The sequence below is a fragment of the Porphyromonas sp. oral taxon 275 genome (assembly GCF_018127745.1).
Taxonomy (GTDB): domain Bacteria; phylum Bacteroidota; class Bacteroidia; order Bacteroidales; family Porphyromonadaceae; genus Porphyromonas.
This window is the reverse complement of sequence record NZ_CP072333.1, coordinates 344,391-365,265: the sequence shown is the minus strand read 5'-3', so window position 1 is coordinate 365,265 and position 20,875 is coordinate 344,391. Positions and strand designations below refer to the sequence as shown.

Genomic DNA, 20,875 nt, shown 5'->3' with positions numbered 1-20,875 from the left:
GTGCCGCACGAGGCGCCTATTCCGTGACGCTTAGGGAGTATTGTAGTATCTTTGTCTCTATAGCGAGGGGATATACCAGACATGCCCCTCAGCGAGTTATTATAGAGATGAACTCGGGTAGCCCGCATAGGTGGGCAGAGCTCATCGCTACCTAATAGATAGACGACTCTACGATGAAGAAAATATTTGGCTACGTAGCTGCCCTGTGTCTACTGGCTCCGATGAGCGGCTGGGCACAGCGCACTCACGTGCGTGCAGCCGAGCGTCTCCTCCAGGCAGAGAAGCCTAATTACTCCGAGATACGCCGCCTGCTGGGGCTGGCCGAGGCTCACGAAGAGACCAAGGCAGACCCCTATACCTACTATATCCGCGGGCTGGTAGACCACCAGCTCTACAAGGCTGAGTACCGCAAGCTGACGACCCCTGGCATCCCTGGGGATACGGCGACGATGTTTCGCCACGTCGTCGATGAGCTCCCCGCCTGGCTGCGGGCCGACTCGCTCGACCAGCGCCCCAACGCGCAGGGACGCGTCCAGCCACGCTTCACCAAGCGTATCCAGGACTTCCTGAAGGAGGACGCGCCGAAGATGTACGACGCGGGGCTCTTCTACCTCGACCATAAGGACTACGCGCGCGCCAGCCGTGCCTTCGACTACGCCCTGCAGGCACAGCGCCTCCTACTCCCCGCAGGCGAGCGCGTGCTGAAGGCTGACAGCACGACGGCCAACCTCGCCTACTACGCCCTCGTCTCGGCCTACACGGGCAAGCTCTACCCCGAGGTCATTCGCCTCGGGAAGGAGTACCGCGACCTCTCGACCAATCAGAACGAGGTCTACCAGTTCATCGCCCGCAGCCATCTGGCGCAGCAGGACACCCTCGGCGCACTCCCGCTGCTGGAGGAGGGAGCTCGGCGCTTCCCGAAGACGACCTTCTTCTTCGGCAAGCTCATCTCCATCCACCAGGCGCAGGGCAACTACAAGGCTGCCGTCGCCCTCATCGACGAGGCCATCAAGGCAGCCCCCACCAATCCCAACCTCCTGGTGCTACGCGGCAACGTCTACTTCATGGCTCAGGACTGGGTGCACGCTACCGAAGTCTACAAGCAGGTGCTGAAGCTAAGCCCTGACAACTATGATGCCCTCTTCAATCTCGGGCAAGTATACTACAACCAAGCCGTAAGCCTGCTGGCTAATCCCCTAGCGACGAAGCTCGACGAGCACAAGGCCAAGGACTACTTCCGCCAGTCCCTGCCCCATCTGGAGGCAGCCTACAAGCGCTCCCCTGATCAGGTGCGTGAGCTGCTGGGCAATGTCTACTATCGTCTCGGACTAGAGCAGCGCTACGCGGAGCTACATCAAGAGAAGCAATGACTATAGCTGACGAGCTACGCCCCCGACTGCTGGAGCGCTTCATCCGCTACGTGCGTATCCATACGCAGAGCGACCCCAAGAGCAGTACCTATCCCTCTACCGCCTGCCAGCTCGACCTGCTGCGCCTCCTCCGAGACGAGCTGGTCGAGCTCGGCGTGCCTGAGGTACGCCTCGAGGAGCGGGGCTATGTCGTGGCACGCATCCCTGCGAGCCCTGGCCATGAGGCAGCCCCTGCCCTGGGGCTCATCGCACACGTAGACACCAGCCCCGACTGCTCGGGACGCGAGGTGCAGCCCCAGGTCATCGAGGACTACGGCGGAGAGGTCATCGCGCTCGGAGAGCGGGCGGTGCTCGACCCGCGCGAATTCCCCGAGCTGCGCGAGCTCATCGGCGACACCCTCATCACCACCGACGGCACGACGCTGCTGGGGGCGGATGACAAGGCAGGCGTCGCGGAGATTATGGAGGCCGTGCGCTACCTCATGGAGCACCCCGAGCTGGAGCACGGCGCGCTGTGTATCGCTTTCACCCCCGACGAGGAGATCGGCAAGGGCGTCGACTACTTCGATGTCCCCGCCTTCGGGGCAGACTTCGCCTTCACCGTCGACGGCGGTAAGGAGGGCGAGCTGGAGTATGAGAACTTCAACGCCGCCACGGCCAGGGTCTACGCCACAGGCCGCAGCATCCACCCAGGCTACGCCAAGGGCAAGCTGATCAACGCCCTCGAGGTCGTCTACCTCCTGCACGCAGCCCTGCCCCACATGGCACGCCCCGAGTTCACCGAGGGCTACCAGGGCTTCTACCACCTGACGGAGCTACGCGGCGACGTCAGCGAGGCCTACGCCGAGTACATCATACGGGATCACGATCGGGCGACCTTCGAGGAGAAGAAGGAGCTGCTCACCAAGATCGCCACCGAGATCAACAAGGCCTACGGCCATACCGCCATCCGCGTAGAGCTAGAGGATAGCTACTACAATATGTATGAGCAGGTCGCGCCCCATGCCGAGTGGCTGGAGCGTGCCAAGGAGGCCATGCTGCGCGCAGGCGTAGCTCCGCTGGTACGCCCCATACGCGGCGGGACGGACGGCGCACGCCTCAGCTACATGGGCCTCCCCTGCCCCAACCTCTTCACGGGCGGGGCGAACTTCCACGGCCCCTACGAATACGCCTCCCTCGACACGATGTGCCGTGCCGCCGAGACCCTCGTCCACCTGGTCACACTAGCTAGCCCCACCGCCTGATGGAGCAGAGACGACAGATAGCGATCCTCGGCTCGACGGGCTCCATAGGGACGCAGGCGCTGGAGGTCATCCGCAGCCACGCCGACGAGCTCGAGGCCAGCGTGCTGGTCGCCCGCAGCTCGGCCGAGCTGCTCATCGCACAGGCTAGGGAATTTCGTCCGCAGGCAGTCGTCATCGCCGACGAGCGCTACTACCCCGAGGTACGCGAGGCCCTCGACCCCCTCGGGATCGAGGTGCTCACGGGCGCCGAGGCCATCGAGGAGGTCGTACAGCGCCCCGAGGTCGAGGTCGTCCTGACGGCCATGGTCGGCTACTCGGGACTACGCCCCACGCTCGCCGCCATCAAGGCAGGCAAGACCATCGCCCTATCCAACAAGGAGACGCTCGTCGTGGCGGGCGAACTGATCATGCGCCTCTCGGCCCAGTACGGCGCCCGCATCATCCCCGTAGACTCGGAGCACTCGGCCATCTACCAGTGCCTCGTCGGGGAGTCGAGCTGCGACAGCCGTGCCGAGCGCCGCGCCCTAGAGCGCATCCTGCTGACGGCCTCGGGCGGCCCCTTCAGAGGCTGGAGCCCCGAGGCACTGGAGCGCGTCACGCCCCAGCAGGCCCTCAAGCACCCCAACTGGGTCATGGGCGCTAAGGTCACCATCGACTCGGCCTCGCTGATGAACAAGGGGCTGGAGATGATCGAGGCGCGCTGGCTCTTCGACACCGCGCCCCAGGACATCGAGGTCGTGGTGCACCCGCAGAGCATCATCCACTCGATGGTACAGTTCTGCGACGGCTCGGTCAAGGCACAGCTCGGGCAGGCCGATATGCGCCTGCCGATCAGCTACGCCCTCGGCCTTAGCGAGCGTATGAGCAATGACTACCCGCGCCTCAGCTTCGCCGACTGGAGCTTCACCTTCGAGCGCCCCGATCTGGAGGCCTTCCCCAACCTAGCCCTCGCCTACGAGGCCATAGAGCTCGGGGGCACGGCGCCCTGCGTGCTCAACGCTGCCAACGAGATCGCCGTCGCAGCCTTCCTCGAGGGACGCCTTGGCTTCCGCGCCATGAGCCGCCTCATCGCCGACATGCTGCACAGCACCAGCCCCGCCGCCCAGTACGACCTCGAGACCCTGAGCGCAGTAGACAGCGACGTACGCCGTCGTAGCCTCGAGGCCCTCCCCCACTACAATCAATAGACAAGCATGGATATAGCAATTCGGATACTTCAGCTCCTCCTCTCCCTCTCGATCCTCGTCTTCATCCACGAGCTCGGACACTACTCGATGGCACGCTTCTTCGGGGCGCGCGTAGAGAAGTTCTACCTCTTCTTCAACCCCTGGTTCTCGCTCGCCAAGTGGACGAGCAAACGCAGCGGCACGACCTACGGCCTCGGCTGGCTACCCCTCGGAGGCTACTGCAAGATCGCAGGGATGATCGACGAGAGTATGGACACCGAGAGCATGGCCAGTGAGCCCAAGCCCGACGAGTTCCGTAGCAAGAGCGCCTTCGCCCGCCTGATGATCATGGCCGGCGGCGTCATCTTCAACGTCATCCTAGCCTTCATCATCTACGCAGCTATCTCGCTGACCTGGGGCACGAAGGTGCTGCACAGCGACAAGGTCTCGGCCGGCATGGAGTTCTCCGCCACCGCTGAGGCCGTGGGCTTCGTCGACGGCGACGTCATCCTCCGCGTGGACGATACCGAGGCGCCCAACGTGCTGGACAGCCGCTTCCTCTCCTCGCTGGTCAAGGCACGTGAGGTCGAGGTACGCCGCGGGACGGAGACCAAGGTCATCGCTGTACCCGAGGACATGATGCGCCGTATCCTCAAGGCAGAGGAAGGCTTCGGCTCGCTCCGCATGCCCTTCATCATCGACGAGCTCCCCGCAGGTAGCCCCGCCGAGGGCAGTGGGCTGCAGGTGGGCGACCGCGTCGTCGCTGTCGCTGGCCAGTCCACGGGTGACCTCAGCCAGGTGATCGCTGCGCTGCACGAGCACAAGGGGCAGGAGGTGCGCCTCACCGTAGAGCGCCCCGACGGCCTCCACGAGCTCTCGGCCAAGGTCGACACCGAGGGTCGTCTAGGTATCCAGCTGCGCCCCATCGAGGCGATCTACCCCATCGAGACGGTGCACTACAATGTCCTCAGCGCTATCCCCGCAGGCTTCGACCGCGCCACACAGGCCATCTCCAGCTACGTCGGGGGGCTGAAGTACATCTTCACCAAGGAGGGCGCCAAGCAGATGGGCGGCCTAGGCACGATGGGCAAGCTCTTCCCCTCGAGCTTCGACTGGCAGAGCTTCTGGAGCATCACGGCCTTCCTCTCCATCATCCTGGCGGTGATGAACATCCTCCCCATCCCTGCGCTGGACGGCGGGCATATCCTCTTCATCATCATCGAGATGATCCGCCGCAAGCCCCTTAGCGACAAGGCAATGACCTCTATCCAGACCGTAGGGCTCGTGCTCCTGATGCTGCTGATGCTCTACGCCAACGGCAATGACGTCTACCGCGCCTTCTTTAAGTAAGGCGCGTCCCTAGCCCCATGAGTGACTTCCGCGTACACATCCTCGGCTGCGGCTCGGCGCTGCCTACGACACGGCACTATCCCAGTGCTCAGGTCCTCGCCTACCGCGACAAGCTCTTCCTCATCGACTGCGGTGAGGGAGCGCAGCGCCAGTGGCGTGCCCTACGGCTGGACTTCGGTCGGCTCGTCGCGGTCTTCATCTCCCACCTGCACGGCGATCACTGCTACGGGCTGCCCGGGCTACTCTCGACGCTCAGCCTGCTGGGACGGCGCCGCGCTCTGCCCATCTACGGGCCGCACGGCATCGCCGACTACCTCGCCCCCTTCATCAGCTCCAGCACGAGCTGGCTCGGCTATGAGATCGAGGTGCATACCCTCGACGATAGGCAGGCAGGCCCCGTCTATGAGGATCGCTCCCTCACGGTGAGCAGCCTCCCACTAGACCACCGCATGCCCTGCACGGGCTACCTCTTCCGTGAGCGGGGCCTCGAGCGGCATATCGACCGCGCCTCCTGTGACTTCTACGGCGTACCCGTCAGCGCCTTCAAGGCCCTGCGTGAGGGCGCCGACTACACGACGCCTGAGGGGCAGCTCATCCCCAACGCACGGCTGACGCGCCCCGCCAAGGCAGGTCGCAGCTACGCCTACTGCTCCGACACGGCCTATCGCCCTGCCCTCATCCCCCTCCTGCAGGGGGTCGACCTCCTCTACCACGAGGCGACCTTCCCCCACGAGCGAGCCGCACGCGCCGCCGAGACGGGGCACAGCACGGCCGAGCAGGCCGCCGAGATCGCTCGCGCCTCGGGCGTAGGGCGCCTCCTCATAGGACACTACTCCGCACGCTATAGCGATGCCACTCCTCTGCTGGAGGAGGCACGCGCCCTCTTCCCCGAGACGACCGCAGCCGACGAACTGATGACCCTCGAGGTCTAAGCCTCGCCCGCGCTACCGACCTCGCCCTCCCACCCTAGCCCTATACACGAATGAAGTCAACGAACTATAGACGCCTCGTCCTTTGCCTGGCCTGCCTCGGCTCGCTGGCAAGCCTCCAGGCGCAGACGACGGATCCCAGCCGTAGCCTCCTCGAGACTGCTCAGCTGCACCAGGACTATGCCTCGGCCAACTATCTAGGCTATCTCCACGACCTCCCCCAGCTAGGTCGCCTACCGCTAGAGCGGGAGCACGCTGCCTACCGCCAGATGCTCTCCACACTGATGCTCCAGCGTACCGACCGCCCCGAGGAGCTGGTCAATCGCTTCCTCACCGAGCATCCGCAGAGCCTCGACCGTGCCGAGGCCCAGCTGCTCCTGGGGCTCATCTACCTCGAGCAAGGGCACTACTCGGTAGCGCAGGAGGAACTTCGCCGCGTCCCCCTCTCGGCCCTCGCCCCACGTGAGGCCGCCCAGCTACAGCTGGCCCTCGGCTACAGCCTCCTGAAGGATAGGCGCGGCATGGAGCAGCTCGCAGAGGCCAAGGCAGCCCTAGAGCAGGCGGCCGACCTTGATGGCGGCCTCGTCGGAGCTCAGGCCACCCTCTACCTCGGCACCATTGCCCAGCTGGAGGGGAAGACGGAGCTCGCCCGTGAGCTCTTCCGTCCCGAGAGCTACCCCGAGGCGCTGCGCCCCGAGGCTGCCTGCCAGCTCGTCCTCTTACAGTTCGCCACCCTCCAGCCCGAGGCTGCGCTGAGCGCTACCCAGCCCCTACTGCGTAGCTACCCCAGCCTCGCCTCCCGCCCCGACATCCGCGGCGCCCAGGGACAGGCACACTTCGCCCTCGGCTCCTATGCCGAGGCGGTGCGCTACCTGCAGCCCCTCCTCTCGGAGAGCGGCTACGAGCCGAACGCTGGGGAGCGCTACGCCCTCGGCGCCTCGCTCTACGCCCTAGGCCGCTACGACGAGACCCTCAAGGCCCTTGAAGGCGTAGAGACCGACAAGGCTGGGGACTACGGGGCCAAGACGCTCTTCGTCCAGGCCAACAGCCTCCTGAAGCTCGGCCAGTCCAGCGCTGCCGCCCTAGCCTTCAGCCGCGCTGCCGCACACCCCGCCGCCGACCGCCAGCTGCGTGAGGCCGCCCTCTACAACGGCGTACTGCTGCAGTACCAGACGCAGCGGGCTAACTTCGGCCAGACCGTACGCGCCGCCGAGGCCTTCGTCAAGGAGTACCCCCAGTCCAAGCACCACGCCGAGGTGCTGGGGCTGATGAAGCGCCTCTTCCTCACCAACAAGGACTACAGCCAGTCGCTGGCAACCCTGCAGCGCCTGCAGCTCCAGAGCCGTGACCTCGACGAGGCCAAGCAGTACGTCCTGCTGCGCCTCGGGGAGGATGCCTTCAACAAGGGGCGCTATGCCGAGGCCGAGCAGCGCCTCTCCGAGGGTATCAAGCTCGCCACACAGCCCGACTATACCGCTCAGTGCTACCTACTGCGTGCCCTCACCTACCTGCAGGAGGGGCGCTACGCCGAGTCCGCCCGCGACGTGCAGCACAGCCGCAGCGCCCAGTTCAGCGTACCCCTCAGCGCCTATGTCGAGGGCTACGCCTACTACAATGCGAAGCGCTACAGCGAGGCACAGCGTGCCTTCACCAGCTACCTCAGCCAGGCCGCGAGTGAGCCCACAGCCCGCCGTGTAGACGCCCTCTGCCGCCGTGCCGACAGCTACCTCGTACAGCACCGCAGCAAGGAGGCTCTCGAGGACTACCGCGCCGCCAACGAGCTCGCACCAGGCGGCAACGACGAGGCCCTCTACCGCATGGCCGCCATCCAGGGACGCTGGGGCAACTATGCCAAGCAGATCGAGTCGCTCGACCTACTGGCTCGCCTATACCCCGAGTCCGCCCACCTGCCCGAGGTGCTCTATGACAAGGGCCGCGCGCAGATCCTGAGCAAGGCACCCGTCACCGAGGCGCAGCGTACCTTCTCCCAGCTCATCCAGCGCTACCCCGAGACGAGCTATGCCCGCCTCGGCGCCCTCGAGCTCGGGATGGTCTCCTACAACGCAGGCCGCCACGAGGAGGCCATCAAGGCCTACAAGGACCTCATCGCACGCTACCCCGAAAGCGAGGAGGCACGCTCCGCACTCTCCGACCTCAAGAACATCTACATCGACCTAGACCGCGTAGACGAGTACAGCGCCTACGCCTCCACCCTCGGCAAGCAGCTGAGCCCCTCCGAGGAGGAAGGCGCCCACCTGCAGTACCTCTCCCTCGAGAGCAAGTACAAGAAGGACAAGGAGGGCACCATCGCTGCGCTAGAGAACTACGTCCGTGCCTACCCCAAGAGCCGCGACGCAGGCAAGGCCGAGCTACTGCTGGCCCGCCACTACGAGGAGACGCAGCGCAGCTCCGAGGCCACGGCCCTCTACACCAAGCTCGCCGAGCCCGCTCGCTCCCTCGACCTCCGCATCCCCGCCCTCGAGGCACTGGCACGACTCCAGAAGAGCGAGGGCAAGCTCGCCGCCAGCACCGCCTCCTGGTCCAAGCTCTACGCTCTGGAAGGGCTCGAGGCTCCGCAGAAGATCCGCTACGGCGTCCAGCTCGCTGTCTCGGCCCACGAGGCGAAGGACTACAAGCGCAGCCTTGCGGTGACGAGCGAACTGCTGAAGCGCAGCGACCTCGGCACGAGCGCACGCAGCGCCCTCATCCTCATCAAGGGGAAGAGCGAAGAGGCCAGCGGCGCCACCGGCCAGGCACTGAAGACCTACGAGGCGCTTCTGAAGCAGGGCGACAGCCCCGAGGGCGCAGAGGGCATCGTGCGCCATGCCGATCTCCTCCTACGCTCGGGCAAGCCTGCCGAGGCACGCAAGAGCCTCGACAGCTTCATCGCCGCAGGCACCACCCAGCAGTACTGGCTCGCCCGCGCCTTCCTGCTCCTGGCAGACTGCTACCAGCGCACGGGTGAGACCTACCTAGCCAAGCAGTACGTCGAGAGCCTGCGTGACAACTATAAGGGCAGCGAGGAGGACATCCAGCGGATGATCTCCGAGCGCCTCGCTAGCTACAAATAAGTATGATGAGTATGAAGAAGCAGCATATCCTCCCCTTAGCCTTAATCCTCGGCGGCAGCGCTGCCCTCCCTCTGAGCGCACAGACCGAGAGCCCCAAGCGCGCCGACACCCTGCGCCGCGAGCTCACCGTCATGACGCAGGAGGAGCTGACCCTCTCGACGCGCCAGCCCCAGGATCTCTCGCTGAGCCTCCCTGCTCCCCGCGTCAGCGAGCCCCGCTACAGCTATGAGGACCGGGGCCTCGGCGCCAGCCTTCTGCTGAGCCCGCTGCGCGCGCTGGCCCCGATGCAGGGCGGCTTTGCCCGCTCCGAGCAGCGCGGCTACCTCACCGCCCGCGGCGGGGTCAGCACCACCCTACGCCTCGGCGCAGGCTACCGCATCCTCGCCCAGGAGCGCGATGAGCTGGACGTGCTCGGGCGCTTCGACTGGACGCAGGCACGCCTCGGCTACGACGTCCTCGCCGGTCAGGGGACAGCCCGCCAGCAGCAGTGGCTGCTCGGCGCCCGCTACCTCCACCGCTTCGACCTGCCTAGCCTCGAGCTCGGAGCCGAGCTCGGCCGCTACAAGACCAACTACTACGGACGTGCTACCTACGAGCAGACGACAGCCCCGACCCAGCCCCCACTCGGCTCGCAGACCACCATCGAGGACCCCGAGCAGGCCACGCAGCACTTCCGCCTGAGCGCGCGCCTGGCTACCCCCGAGATCGCCTCTGAGGACTGGCTCTATGACCTGGGCTTCAGCCTCGACTACGCCTCGACGAAGTACACCGAGGCCCTCCTGCAGAGCTATAGCTACGAGGCCAGCGAACTCGCACCGCGCCTCTCCCTGCAGCTCTCCCACAGGCTCTCCAGCACGGCGCGCCTCGGCATCTATGGGGCGCTCAGCTACTACCGCCCCAGCTACCAGCAGCTGAGCCAGCAGCAGGTGCTGCCCGATGCCTCCCGCTCTAGCCTCAGCGTCGCCCCCTACATCTCCTACGGCGACCTCTCGGACGACTGGCGCTGGGACCTGCGTGGGGGCCTTCGCCTCACCAACGGCAGTGATCCCTCGGGAGCGCAGCTCTACCTCTTCCCCAAGGTCGATGCCCGCCTCAGCTACGGCTCAGCCTTCAGCCTCCGCCTCGAGTCCGACGCCGAGCACTACGCCCAGCTCCGAGGTCAGCTCCTCAGCCGCGAGATGCCCTACCTCAGCCCCACCAGCTACCCTGAGCTGCTGGAGCGTCGCAGCTGGGTCAAGCTCTCGGCCAAGACCCTGCTCCAGGATCGCTTCAGCGCTGAGGCCTGGGTAGGCTACAGCTCATACCGCCACGCCGCGCAGTGGCGTCCGGTCTCCATGGTCAACGTCTCCCTACCTCAGGGCGCTACGGCTCCGCTCGCGCTAGGCTTCGTCCCCTACTATGCGGGCTATCAGGACCTCTCGATCGGGGCTGCGCTGAGCTACCGCCACGAAGGGCTCTTCACCGCCTCGCTGGCTGCGGAGCATAAGGACTACCAGCAGGCGAGCGACCTCCTGACGGGACGCCCCGAGTGGACGCTCTCGGCGCTCCTCGAGCTGCAGAGTATCCCCCATACCCAGCTACGCGTAGGCTATGAGTTCGCTACCGCCACGAGCAGCTACGACCTCGCGGGGCAGGTAGTGCGGCTCAAGCCCCAGCACGTCCTGCATGGCGAGGCTATCTATCGCGTCTCCTCGCGCTTCTCTCTGACGGCCGAGCTGCGCGCGCAGCTCCTGACGGGCGCCACCCAGTGGTATGGCTACCGCCAGCAGCCCCTCACGGCGCTCCTCGGCCTGCAGTATCTCTTCTAGCAGCCGAGGGCTAAGGCGCTCACCTAGCACGACCAGCTAAGCCTACCCGCCTAGCCAAGTAAGCAAAAGGCCAAGGGGCGGCACCACGATCGTGGTGCCGCCCCTTGGCCTTAATTAGAACGCGCGGAGGGCGAGCTTACTTCTTCAGCACAGCCAGCGCAGCCTCATAGTTGGGCTCCTCGGTGACCTCGGGGACGAGCTCTGTGTAGAGGATCTTGCCATCGGTGTCGATGACGACGACGGCACGCGCCAGCAGGCCGCGCAGCGGGCCGTCGGTCTGCAGCAGGCCGTAGCCGTCGGTGAAGCAGTTGCAGCGGAAAGCCGAGAGAGTTACGACCTTGTCTAGGCCTTCAGCACCGCAGAAGCGGTTGAGGGCGAAGGGTAGGTCCTTGGAGAGGCAGAGGACGGCGGTGTTCTCCAGTGCGGCAGCCTCGGCGTTGAAGCGGCGTACGGTGGCAGCGCAGACGCCCGTGTCGACGCTGGGGAAGATGTTGAGCACCACGCGCTGACCACGCCAGTCCTCGAGATGGACGTCGCTGAGGTCTGCCTTGGTAGCGGCGAAGTTAGGGGCGAAGGCGCCAAGAGCGGGGAACAGATCTAAGGAGCGCTCGCGCGATCCCCCCAATGCAGGCGGGGCGCTACCCCCATCTAGGAGGTAGCGCCCCGCGCTCTTTGCTTTCTTCGTGTGGAGAGGACTACCAGCTTTGACCTGGAGCGTAGGAGTTATCATCCCACTCCCCTGCATCCTCGATATCGTCAAGGCTACCTCCGACAGAGAAGTCCACAAGAAGACTAGGCTCGCCCTGGAGCTTGAGGAGCTCGATCTCGGGCTGCGTATAGGCTTGCTTCTTCATATCTACTGCATGTATGTTCATTACTAGTTGATGGTGAACTTCTTCGAGACAAGTATCCCCTGCTTCTTCAGTGGACGGACAGCACCGCCTACGGTCTTCTGTTCGGTAGCTCCTGTAGTCTGGTTGTAGAAGACCTCAAGGGTACCTGGGGTCTGTTTCAGTCCCGTGACAGTATTGACGAAGGGCAGATAGACGATCTTCTTCACAGAGGCGATCGGACCATCCTTGGTATCCTTCTGAGGCAAGCGGACAGCATCGTAGAACTTGATATCGTACTTCTCCGTGGTATTGGCAGGAGTCACCATAGGAGGCGTATCTACTTCCCAGAAGGTATTCGTCTGGCCGTACTGATTCTTACGTGTGATCTTCTTCGATGTAGGAGCAGAGAATTCAACCTGTCGACCACCGAAATCCCCGACACGGACCCCGCCAACATTGACATCAGCCGTACTCTGGTTCTCTATCGTAACCTCGACGAGGGCTCCACGCATAGCGAGCTTGAGGTCATTCCCCGTGAGGACATTGTCATAGGTCTTAGGGTTGGGGTGACGAGCATCAGGAGCCCTGTCGAAGACGGTCTTGTCGTTAGCAAACTTTAGAGGATGATGCTCGTAGAGGACACGGGTTACCTTGTCTCCAGCAATCTCGACAGTCTCCGTACCCGTACGCTCACTCGTCGTACCGAAGATAATACGGGTGGCTTCGCGATTAGGGCCTTTAGAGACGTAGTCTATCATATGATTCAGCCTGGTTTCCCAGCCACCGTGGGTATAGCTTATGCTACTCTCTCCGATATCGAGGGAGGTATCTTCACCGCCATTGGGATCAAGACCGATGAAGAGGCCTACGTAGACCCCAGAGTTATTTGGATCCTGTTTGTAGGAGACCTTAGCACCCGCCTTACTCGTTTGGTTATCTCTGCGCACCTGGAACTTACCCTGGTCCAGCCCACCATAGTAGCGGAAGTAGTTCACCATCTTACCATTACTGCTCGTAGCAGGAACGACAGTAAGTAAGACACGCGAGAGGCTCATCGCCCCAAAATCATCATAGATACAGAGGATCGCAGGGAGATTAGCCTCGTAAAAAAAGGGAGTAATGATGCGCTTACCCGTGCTAGTTTCACCTTGTTCTAGGAACAATTCTCGGGCCGTCTGAGCGTCGACCTCGGGCAGCTCGATCTGACCGCTCAGGGCGATCTTGAGCGGTTGATCACTGGAGGCAGTACCTGCGCCTGGGGCTACGGGCTCATCAGTAGCCTTGGAGCAGGACCCGAGTAATGCGAGCAGGGCAAGCAATAGAAGAGGTCTTGTTGCTTTCATTGAATAGTAATTTAGTGTATATAGTACGTTTACGATCCCGTACCCCGCACCTCCTCCATACTAGCTGCCTAGAGTGGGAGAAAGGGGCTAGGCAGTCGTCGAAATCAGTTAGTGAGCACGTTCTCTGTATGGCGAAGTTACGATAAATCTTTTTTAACAACAATTTTATTTCTTGCACCTAACTTTTCACGAAGCAAGTCCGAAGCCCCCAGAATCACGCTGGGAGCACACTGCCAATGCTTTACACAGCTCGCTCCGATTTATGTTTTTCTACACGTTTGCCCCTGGTCTTGGCTCGCGTTCCCCAGGCTGATGCCGCGCTCCGAGGCTGATGCCAGCGCAGCGCGACACGCGTGAGGCAGAGCTGACAGCTAGGTGGAAGGGAGAAAAGTAATAGAATATCTCGAGGAGTATTATATAATATCGGAGCAGAAGTTATATAACATTTGTCGGAATATTATATAAGATTCTTCGGGATGTTATATAAGAAATCTTGTTGCCCCTTAGCTCGCATGCGGCTGCGAGCCCAGGCGGAGCAGCAGAGCAGCTAATCCCTCAGCTCGGTGCGGGCGAGGGCAGAGCACGAGAAGAGCCTCCGAAGGCGCGGCGTACAAGGCTGCTCGGGGCCTTCGTCCTCCTGCAAGTCAGGCTGCGAGCTGCTGGGGAGGTAGTTCAAGAGGAGTTCATGCCGCGGCGGCGTCTCGCCCCTGGGGAAAAGGATCATAGCCGCCTCTCTAGGCAAGCTACTCCAGGCACGTGGCTACAGCATCACGATACAGAAGTTTGACCCCTACATCAATATCAACCCAGGGACGCTCAGCCCCTCCGAGGAGGAAGGCGCCCACCTGTAGGACCTCTCCCTCGAGAGCACAAGAAGGATAAGGAGGGCACCATCGCCGCGCTAGAGAACTACGTCCGTGCCTATCCCAAGAGCCGTGACGCAGGCAAGGCTGAGCTGCTGCTGGCCCGCGCCACGACGAGGAGACGTAGCGCAGCTCCGAGGCCACAGCCCTCTACACCAAGCTCACCGAGCCCACCCGCTCCCTCGACCTATGCATCCCCGCCCAGAAGCGCGATGAGCTCGGCGTCCTCGGGCGCTCCGACTGGACTACCTCTTCTAGCAGCCGAGAGCCAAGGCGCTCGCCTAGCACGACCAGCTAAGGCGCCCGCCTAATTAAGTAAGCAAAAGGCCAAGGGGCGGCACCACGATCGTGGTGCCGCCCCTTGGCCTTAATTAGAACGCGCGGAGGGCGAGCTTACTTCTTCAGCACAGCCAGCGCAGCCTCATAGTTGGGCTCCTCAGTGATCTCGGGGACGAGCTCCGTGTAGAGGACCTTGCCATCGGTGTCGATAACGACGACAGCACGGGCCAGCAGGCCGCGCAGCGGGCCGTCCGTCTGCAGCAGGCCGTAGCCGTCGGTGAAGCAGTTGCAGCGGAAGGTAGAGAGGGGCACGACCTTGTCTAGGCCTTCAGCACCGCAGAAGCGGTTGAGCGCGAAGGGTAGGTCCTTGGAGAGGCAGAGGACGGCGGTGTTCTCCAGCGCGGCGGCCTCGGCGTTGAAGCGGCGTACGGTGGCAGCGCAGACGCCCGTGTCGACGCTGGGGAAGATGTTGAGCACCACGCGCTGACCACGCCAGTCCTCGAGGTGGACGTCGCTGAGGTCTGCCTTGGTAGCGGCGAAGTTAGGGGCGATGCTGCCCACGGCGGGGAGCTGACCGTTGAGAGTGACGGTGAGCTGATTCTTGAACGTTACTGTTGCCATATTCTATTTGTCTTAGGTGAGGGAATTAGCTGTGAGTAGAACAGCCTGCCCCCCTAGATAGTTCGCACCCCGCAACGCCCGCGGGGGCGAAGGCGCCCCGAGCGGGGAACAGATCTAAGGAGCGCTCGCGCGAGCCCCCTAATGCAGGCGGGGCGCTACCCCCAGATGGGAGGTAGCGCCCCGCGCTCTTTGCTTTCTTCGTGTGAAGAGGACTACCAGCTCTTACCTGGAGCGTAGGCGTTATCATCCCATTCCCCTGCATCCTCGATGTCATCAAGGCTGCCTCCGACAGAGAAGTCCACGAGAAGACTAGGCTCACCCTGGAGCTTGAGGAGCTCGATCTCGGGCTGCGTATAGGCTTGCTTCTTCATATCTCTTGCGTGTATCTTCGTTACTAGTTAATCATGAACTTCTTCGAGACGAGAATCCCCTGCTTCTTCAGCCCACGGACAGCTGTACCTACAGTCTTCTGCTCGGTAGCACCCGTAGTCTGGTTATAGAAGATCTCGAGGGTACCTGGATTCTGCACCCGACCCGTTACGGTGTTGACGAAGGGCAGGTAGACGATCTTCTTCATAGAAGCGACCTTCTCACTTCTGGGATCCTTACCCTCTAGGCGGACAGCATCGTAGAACTTGATATCGTACTTCTCCGTAGTGCTAGCGGGGGTCACCATAGGAGGCGTATCTACTTCCCAGAAGGTATTCGTCTGGCCGTACTGATTCTTACGTGTGATCTTCTTCGCGGTAGGGGCAGAGAACTCAACCTTACCACCACCGAATGTGCCGACACGTACACCGCCGACATTGACGTCAGCCGTACCCCAGTTCTCTACCGCGACCTCGAGGAGGGCTCCGCGCATAGTGAGCTTGAGGTCATTTACCGTGAGGACATTATCGCGGGTGTCAGGGTTAGGATGGCGAGCATCTGGAGCCCTGTCGAAGATGGTCTTGTCGTTAACGAACTTCAGAGGATGATGCTCGTAGAGGACACGGGTGACCTTTTCTCCAGCAATCTCGACAGTTTCGGTACCCTTACGCTCGCTCGTCGTACCGAAGATGATGCGGGTAGCACTGCGGTTAGGTCCATTAGATGTATAGTCTACCTGCTGACCGAGCTTGGTTTCCCAGCCACCGTGGGTATAGCTTATGCTACTCTCACCGATATCAAGGGAAGTATCTTCACCACCATTGGGGTCAAGACCTACGAAGAGCCCTACGTAGACCCCAGAGTTACTTGGGTCTTGCTTGTAGGAGACCTTATTTCCAGACTTGAACTGTTGGTTCGCACCGCGGACCTTAAACTTTCCCTGGTCTAGACCTCCATAGTAGCGGAAGCGGCTCACCAGCTTACCATTGCTGCTCGTAGCAGGGGTAACATCGATGAAGACACGCGAGAGGCTCATCCCCCCGAAGTCATCGTAGATACAGAGGATGGCCGGAAGGCGGCTATCGGTGAAGTAAGGAGTAATGATGCGCTTACCAGAGCTATTGGTTCCTTCAGTCAGGATCAGATCGCGCGCCGTCTGAGCGTCGACCTCGGGCATCTCGATTTCACCGCTCAGGGCGATCTTGAGCGGCTGATCGCTGGAGCTAGGGCTTGGGGCTACAGGCTCATCAGTGGCCTTGGAGCAGGATCCAAATACCACCAGCAGGGCAAGCAATAGTAGGGGTCTTGTTGCTTTCATTGAATGATTGTTTAGTGACTAATGTAAGCTTCTTTTTTAGGGTGCTCCCATGGACTCCATACGACTTGCGCCAGCTACTTGGCAAAGCACGGTGAGAAATGAAGTCAGTTAGTAAGCACGCTCTCTGGGGCGCGAAGTTACAATAAATATTTTTAACAAGCAGCATCTTTCGCGCATCAAACTTTTGCACCACACAAAGCAGCCTCCACCCTAGGCTCATTCGGGGCTGCAGCCCGAGGCTACTGTGGACAACCCTCCCAAAGAACAAGCAGTAGTCCTTAGCCTCTCGGCTCAGCCTAGCCCCTGCTATGCGGGAAGGAGGCCCGACACGCGTAAGGCGGAACTGACAGCTAGGTGGAAGGGAGAAAAGTAATAGAATATCTCGAGGAATATTATATAATATCGGAGCAGAAGTTATATAACATTTGTCGGAATATTATATAAGATTCTTCGGGATATTATATAAGAAATCTTGTTGCCCCTTAGCTCGCATGCGGCTGCGAGCCCAGGCGGAGCAGCAGAGCAGCTAATCCCTCAGCTCGGTGCGGGCGAGGGCAGAGCACGAGAATAGCCTCCGAAGGCGCGGCGTGCATAGCTGCTCGGAGGGCTAGGACTCACGACAATGATGTATCTTTGTGGCGTATCTTGGGTAGATGATAGGTGAGCGAAGGCTCCCCGCAGCCCGCCCAAGCGACTACTCATTGTTATATATAGCGCATAACGGCAGTGGAAACAAAGTACATCTTCGTCACGGGAGGCGTCGTCTCCTCCCTGGGTAAAGGGATCGTAGCCGCCTCTCTGGGCAAGCTACTCCAGGCACGTGGCTACAGCGTCACGATACAGAAGTTTGACCCCTACATCAATATCGACCCAGGGACGCTCAACCCCTACGAGCACGGCGAATGCTACGTCACGGACGATGGACATGAGGCTGACCTCGACCTCGGGCACTACGAGCGCTTCCTCGATGTAGCCACCTCGCGCGCCAACAACATCACCACGGGACGCATCTACCAGAACGTCATCCGCAAGGAGCGTCAGGGCGACTACCTCGGCAAGACCGTACAGGTCATCCCCCACATCACCGACGAGATCAAGCGCAACGTCAAGCTGCTCGGCATCAAGAAGCAGTACGACTTCGTCATCACCGAGATCGGTGGCACCGTCGGCGACATCGAGTCCCTCCCCTTCCTAGAGAGCGTACGCCAGCTGAAGTGGGAGCTGGGGCAGAGCTGCCTCTGCCTGCACCTGACCTACGTGCCCTACATCGCCGCCGCAGGTGAGGTCAAGACCAAGCCCACCCAGCACTCCGTCAAGCAGCTGCAGGAGGTGGGTATCCAGCCCGACATCCTCGTGCTGCGCACCGAGCACAGCCTCGGTAGCGACATCCTGCGCAAGGTGGCCCTCTTCTGCAACGTCTCCCCCGAGAGCGTCGTGCAGAGCGTCGACGTCCCCACCATCTATCAGGTACCGCTGGCCCTGCAGGCACAGCACCTCGACGAGATCGTATTGAAGAAGTGCGGCATCACGCCCGAGGAGTCCACGCCCGAGCTCAAGCCCTGGAAGCACTTCCTCTCCCTGCGCGAGCAGGCCACCGAGGAGGTACGCATCGGACTCGTAGGTAAGTACGTGGAGCTACAGGACGCCTACAAGTCCATCGACGAATCCCTGCTGCAGGCTGCGACCTACAACGGGCGCAAGCTCCGCCTGATCTCCATCCACAGCGAGAAGGTGACGCCCGAGAATGTCGCCGAGCTGCTGGAGGGCCTCGACGGGGTCGTCATCGCCCCAGGCTTCGGTGCGCGCGGCGTGGAGGGCAAGTTCGTCGCTCTGCGCTACACGCGCGAGCATAATATCCCCACCCTCGGGATCTGCCTCGGCATGCAGTGCATGGTCATCGAGTACGCCCGCAACGTCCTCGGCTGGGCCGATGCCCACACCACGGAGATCGACCCCTCCTCCACGCACAAGGTCGTGGACCTGATGGAGGAGCAGAAGACCGTCTCCGAGCTCGGCGGCTCTATGCGCCTCGGCGGCTACGACTGCGTCCTGCGTCCTGGCTCCAAGATCGCCGCAGCCTACGGCAAGGAGTTCGTCCGTGAGCGCCACCGCCACCGCTTCGAGTTCAACAGCCAGTACCGCGAGGACTTCGAGCGTGCGGGCATGCTCTGCGCTGGGGAGAACCCCGACACGGGGCTCGTCGAGACGGTCGAGCTCCCCGAGCATCGCTGGTACGTCGGCGTGCAGTACCACCCCGAGTACAGCAGCACGGTGCTGCACCCCAGCCCCCTCTTCATGAGCTTCGTCCGCGCAGCCATCGACTACCACACGGAGGTCTTAGGCTAGGGACGCGAACAAAGGAGCCGACAAACGGCTTTAGATAGTATTAGTGCTACAGCACGCCGCCCCCTCGATCGTCGGGGCGGTGGCTGCAGGCCTTAGTTAGATTAATGGATAGAAATACACTGATCGGAGCCCTCCTCATCGGGCTTGTCCTCATCGGCTTCACCTGGCTCCAGCAGCCCACGCCGGAGCAGATCGCCGAGCGCCAGCGCAGCGAGCAGGCCGCGGCTAAGAAGCCCGCACAGCCCGCGGCCCACCAGCAGCAGGCCCTCGCCACGACGAGTGCTGACAGCACGAGCGTGCGCCCCCCCTACCTCACGTCCCAGCCTGAGCAGGTCGTAGAGCTACGCAATGCGCTGCTCTCGGTCAAGCTCTCCACCAAGGGAGCCGCCCCCGTAGAGGCTACGCTCGCCAAGTATCAGGACCAGGCCAAGAAGCCCGTGCAGCTCTTCCGTAAGGGCGACGCGCGCCTCAACCTCCCCCTGCGCACGCTGTCAAATACGATCGTCAACACGGCCGACGCTTCCTTCGAGCTCGTCAGCCACAGCGACAGCAGCGCCGTGCTGCGTATGCGCATCGACTCGGCCGCCTACCTTGACTACATCTATACGCTAGCTAAGGACGACTACCGCCTCTCGCTACGCCTAGCGGGCAAGGACCTCCATCACCTCCTGCCTGCCAACATGACGATGCAGGAGCTCGAGTGGTCGCAGCGCATGCCCCAGCAGGAGCAGTCGTGGAAGTTCGAGGGTCAGTACAGCGGTATCTACTATCACTTCCCTAAGGGAGACGTAGAGCGTCTGGAGACCAGCAGCGAGGAGCAGCAGGAGGTACAGCAGCGCCTGCAGTGGGTGGCCTTCAAGGACAAGTACTTCAGCAGCGTGCTCATCCAGCAGCAGGGCGGCCTCGAGGGCAACCAGCTGACGCTACAGGCTGAGGCTGAGGGCTCGGGCTACGTGCGCCGCGCACAGCTCCAGAGCTCCATCCCCTTCAGCCTCCGCAGCGCTGAGCCTACCGCTCCCCTTACCTTCTTCTTCGGCCCCAACGACTACGAGCTCCTCAAGGGCTACGACGCAGGGGCTGTCGAGGGTGAGGAGCTCCAGCTGGATCACCTCGTCTACCTCGGGATAAGCCTCTTCCGCTGGATCAATCAGTACATGATCATCCCGCTGGTGACCTTCCTCTCCCGCTACCTGTCGAACTGGGGACTCATCATCTTCCTGATGACGCTCGCCATCAAGCTACTCCTCTGGCCCTTCACCAACAAGAGCTACCTCTCGCAGGCCAAGATGCGCGTCCTACGCCCACAGATCGAGGCCATCAATGCCAAGTACCCCGGCAAGGAGCAGGAGGCGATGATGAAGCGCCAGACCGAGACGATGAACCTCTACCGCTCGGCTGGAGCCAGCCCCATGAGTGGCTGCCTGCCGATGCTGCTGCAGATGCCCTTCCTCATCGCGCTCTACATGTACTTCCCTACATCGATCCTACTGCGCGGCGAGGGCTTCCTCTGGGCCGATGACCTCTCCACCTACGACGCCATCGTATCCTGGAATGCCAACATCCCCATCATCTCCTCCTTCCTCGGCAACCACCTCAGCCTCTTCTGTCTGCTGATGACCGTGACCAACGTCGTCTATACCCGCTATACGATGACGCAGACGCCGACCTCGGGCGAGGGTATGGCCGGGATGCAGATGATGCCCTACATCATGAGCATCATGTTCTTCTTCATGTTCAACCAGAACGCCTCGGCGCTGAGCTACTACTACTTCGTCTCCACGCTCATCACCATCGCGCAGTACTTCGCCTTCCGCTGGACGCTCAACGAGGACAAGCTCCTGGCGCAGCTGGAGGAGAACAAGAAGAAGCCCCGCAAGAAGAGCAAGTGGATGCAGCGCCTCGAGGAGGCACAGCGCCTACAGCAGGAGCAGCAGCGCAAGGCCCAGCGCAAGCGCTAGCCCTCCC

The 20,875-nt window shown here is 62.1% G+C and carries 15 protein-coding genes and 1 pseudogene; 10 read left to right on the top strand and 6 right to left on the bottom strand.

Annotated features, from left to right (window positions below; translation table 11 throughout):
• The first annotated feature begins 173 nt into the window (after positions 1-173).
• Genes J4862_RS01335 through J4862_RS01305 form a run of 7 tightly spaced genes read left to right on the top strand, consistent with a single transcriptional unit; the run spans position 174 to position 10,938 of the window.
• Complete coding sequence (locus tag J4862_RS01335; protein WP_211788954.1) at positions 174-1,370, top strand: lipopolysaccharide assembly protein LapB; 1,197 nt, start codon at positions 174-176, stop codon at positions 1,368-1,370.
• Positions 1,367-2,614 (top strand): peptidase T, encoded by a 1,248-nt coding sequence (gene pepT, locus J4862_RS01330; RefSeq protein ID WP_211788953.1) that lies wholly within the window; start codon positions 1,367-1,369, stop codon positions 2,612-2,614. The genes J4862_RS01335 and pepT overlap by 4 nt, the downstream gene beginning before the upstream one ends.
• Positions 2,614-3,801 (top strand): 1-deoxy-D-xylulose-5-phosphate reductoisomerase, encoded by a 1,188-nt coding sequence (dxr, locus tag J4862_RS01325; RefSeq protein WP_211788952.1) that lies wholly within the window; start codon positions 2,614-2,616, stop codon positions 3,799-3,801. Before pepT ends, dxr begins: the two co-directional genes overlap by 1 nt.
• A 6-nt stretch (positions 3,802-3,807) precedes the next feature.
• Positions 3,808-5,130 (top strand): RIP metalloprotease RseP, encoded by a 1,323-nt coding sequence (gene rseP, locus J4862_RS01320; protein WP_211788951.1) that lies wholly within the window; start codon positions 3,808-3,810, stop codon positions 5,128-5,130.
• 17 nt (positions 5,131-5,147) lie between these two features.
• Positions 5,148-6,062 (top strand): ribonuclease Z, encoded by a 915-nt coding sequence (locus tag J4862_RS01315; protein WP_211788950.1) that lies wholly within the window; start codon positions 5,148-5,150, stop codon positions 6,060-6,062.
• Between the two features lie 50 nt (positions 6,063-6,112).
• Positions 6,113-9,130, top strand: a complete 3,018-nt coding sequence (locus tag J4862_RS01310) for a tetratricopeptide repeat protein (protein ID WP_211788949.1) — start codon at positions 6,113-6,115, stop codon at positions 9,128-9,130.
• Positions 9,131-9,141: 11 nt separating this feature from the next.
• Positions 9,142-10,938, top strand: a complete 1,797-nt coding sequence (locus J4862_RS01305) for a hypothetical protein (protein ID WP_211788948.1) — start codon at positions 9,142-9,144, stop codon at positions 10,936-10,938.
• A gap of 136 nt (positions 10,939-11,074) precedes the next feature.
• On the opposite strand, the gene tpx (J4862_RS01300) is transcribed toward J4862_RS01305, so the two are convergent.
• The 3 genes from tpx (J4862_RS01300) to J4862_RS01290 all read right to left on the bottom strand — a co-directional run bounded on the left by tpx (J4862_RS01300) (position 11,075) and on the right by J4862_RS01290 (position 13,114).
• Positions 11,075-11,563: a thiol peroxidase gene (tpx, locus tag J4862_RS01300; protein WP_249107432.1), complete on the bottom strand. Its 489-nt coding sequence runs from the start codon at positions 11,561-11,563 to the stop codon at positions 11,075-11,077.
• Between the two features lie 70 nt (positions 11,564-11,633).
• Positions 11,634-11,813, bottom strand: coding sequence for a hypothetical protein (locus tag J4862_RS01295; protein WP_211788946.1), 180 nt, complete (start codon positions 11,811-11,813; stop codon positions 11,634-11,636).
• Positions 11,814-11,815: 2 nt separating this feature from the next.
• Complete coding sequence (locus J4862_RS01290) at positions 11,816-13,114, bottom strand: hypothetical protein (protein ID WP_211788945.1); 1,299 nt, start codon at positions 13,112-13,114, stop codon at positions 11,816-11,818.
• Between the two features lie 707 nt (positions 13,115-13,821).
• On the opposite strand from J4862_RS01290, the pseudogene J4862_RS01285 reads away from it, so the two are divergent.
• A pseudogene (locus J4862_RS01285) lies at positions 13,822-13,944 on the top strand (hypothetical protein); the annotation flags it as partial.
• 426 nt (positions 13,945-14,370) lie between these two features.
• Here J4862_RS01285 and tpx (J4862_RS01280) read toward each other — a convergent pair.
• The 3 genes from tpx (J4862_RS01280) to J4862_RS01270 all read right to left on the bottom strand — a co-directional run bounded on the left by tpx (J4862_RS01280) (position 14,371) and on the right by J4862_RS01270 (position 16,564).
• Positions 14,371-14,877 (bottom strand): thiol peroxidase, encoded by a 507-nt coding sequence (gene tpx / locus J4862_RS01280; protein WP_211788944.1) that lies wholly within the window; start codon positions 14,875-14,877, stop codon positions 14,371-14,373.
• A gap of 212 nt (positions 14,878-15,089) precedes the next feature.
• Positions 15,090-15,248 carry a hypothetical protein gene (locus tag J4862_RS01275; protein ID WP_211788943.1) on the bottom strand — a complete coding sequence of 53 codons (159 nt, stop codon included), beginning with the start codon at positions 15,246-15,248 and terminating at the stop codon, positions 15,090-15,092.
• Between the two features lie 23 nt (positions 15,249-15,271).
• Positions 15,272-16,564 (bottom strand): hypothetical protein, encoded by a 1,293-nt coding sequence (locus J4862_RS01270; protein ID WP_211788942.1) that lies wholly within the window; start codon positions 16,562-16,564, stop codon positions 15,272-15,274.
• Between the two features lie 726 nt (positions 16,565-17,290).
• Between J4862_RS01270 and J4862_RS01265 the strand changes: the two genes are divergently transcribed.
• Both J4862_RS01265 and yidC read left to right on the top strand, forming a co-directional pair.
• On the top strand, positions 17,291-18,910 hold the full coding sequence (locus J4862_RS01265) for a CTP synthase (protein WP_211788941.1): 1,620 nt from the start codon (positions 17,291-17,293) through the stop codon (positions 18,908-18,910).
• A gap of 104 nt (positions 18,911-19,014) precedes the next feature.
• A complete protein-coding gene (yidC, locus tag J4862_RS01260) occupies positions 19,015-20,868 on the top strand; it encodes a membrane protein insertase YidC (RefSeq protein ID WP_211788940.1) in 1,854 nt (617 codons plus the stop codon).
• Positions 20,869-20,875: the final 7 nt, after the last annotated feature.

Excerpts from the sequence above, each read along its gene's own strand:
- yidC (WP_211788940.1), top strand. The coding sequence starts at position 19,015 with ATGGATAGAAATACACTGATCGGAGCCCTCCTCATCGGGCTTGTCCTC.
- J4862_RS01335 (WP_211788954.1), top strand. The coding sequence starts at position 174 with ATGAAGAAAATATTTGGCTACGTAGCTGCCCTGTGTCTACTGGCTCCG.
- J4862_RS01295 (WP_211788946.1), bottom strand. The coding sequence starts at position 11,813 with ATGAACATACATGCAGTAGATATGAAGAAGCAAGCCTATACGCAGCCC.
- J4862_RS01290 (WP_211788945.1), bottom strand. The coding sequence starts at position 13,114 with ATGAAAGCAACAAGACCTCTTCTATTGCTTGCCCTGCTCGCATTACTC.
- dxr (WP_211788952.1), top strand. The coding sequence starts at position 2,614 with ATGGAGCAGAGACGACAGATAGCGATCCTCGGCTCGACGGGCTCCATA.
- J4862_RS01315 (WP_211788950.1), top strand. The coding sequence starts at position 5,148 with ATGAGTGACTTCCGCGTACACATCCTCGGCTGCGGCTCGGCGCTGCCT.
- rseP (WP_211788951.1), top strand. The coding sequence starts at position 3,808 with ATGGATATAGCAATTCGGATACTTCAGCTCCTCCTCTCCCTCTCGATC.
- tpx (WP_211788944.1), bottom strand. The coding sequence starts at position 14,877 with ATGGCAACAGTAACGTTCAAGAATCAGCTCACCGTCACTCTCAACGGT.
- J4862_RS01310 (WP_211788949.1), top strand. The coding sequence starts at position 6,113 with ATGAAGTCAACGAACTATAGACGCCTCGTCCTTTGCCTGGCCTGCCTC.
- J4862_RS01275 (WP_211788943.1), bottom strand. The coding sequence starts at position 15,248 with ATGAAGAAGCAAGCCTATACGCAGCCCGAGATCGAGCTCCTCAAGCTC.
- J4862_RS01305 (WP_211788948.1), top strand. The coding sequence starts at position 9,142 with ATGAAGAAGCAGCATATCCTCCCCTTAGCCTTAATCCTCGGCGGCAGC.
- pepT (WP_211788953.1), top strand. The coding sequence starts at position 1,367 with ATGACTATAGCTGACGAGCTACGCCCCCGACTGCTGGAGCGCTTCATC.
- J4862_RS01270 (WP_211788942.1), bottom strand. The coding sequence starts at position 16,564 with ATGAAAGCAACAAGACCCCTACTATTGCTTGCCCTGCTGGTGGTATTT.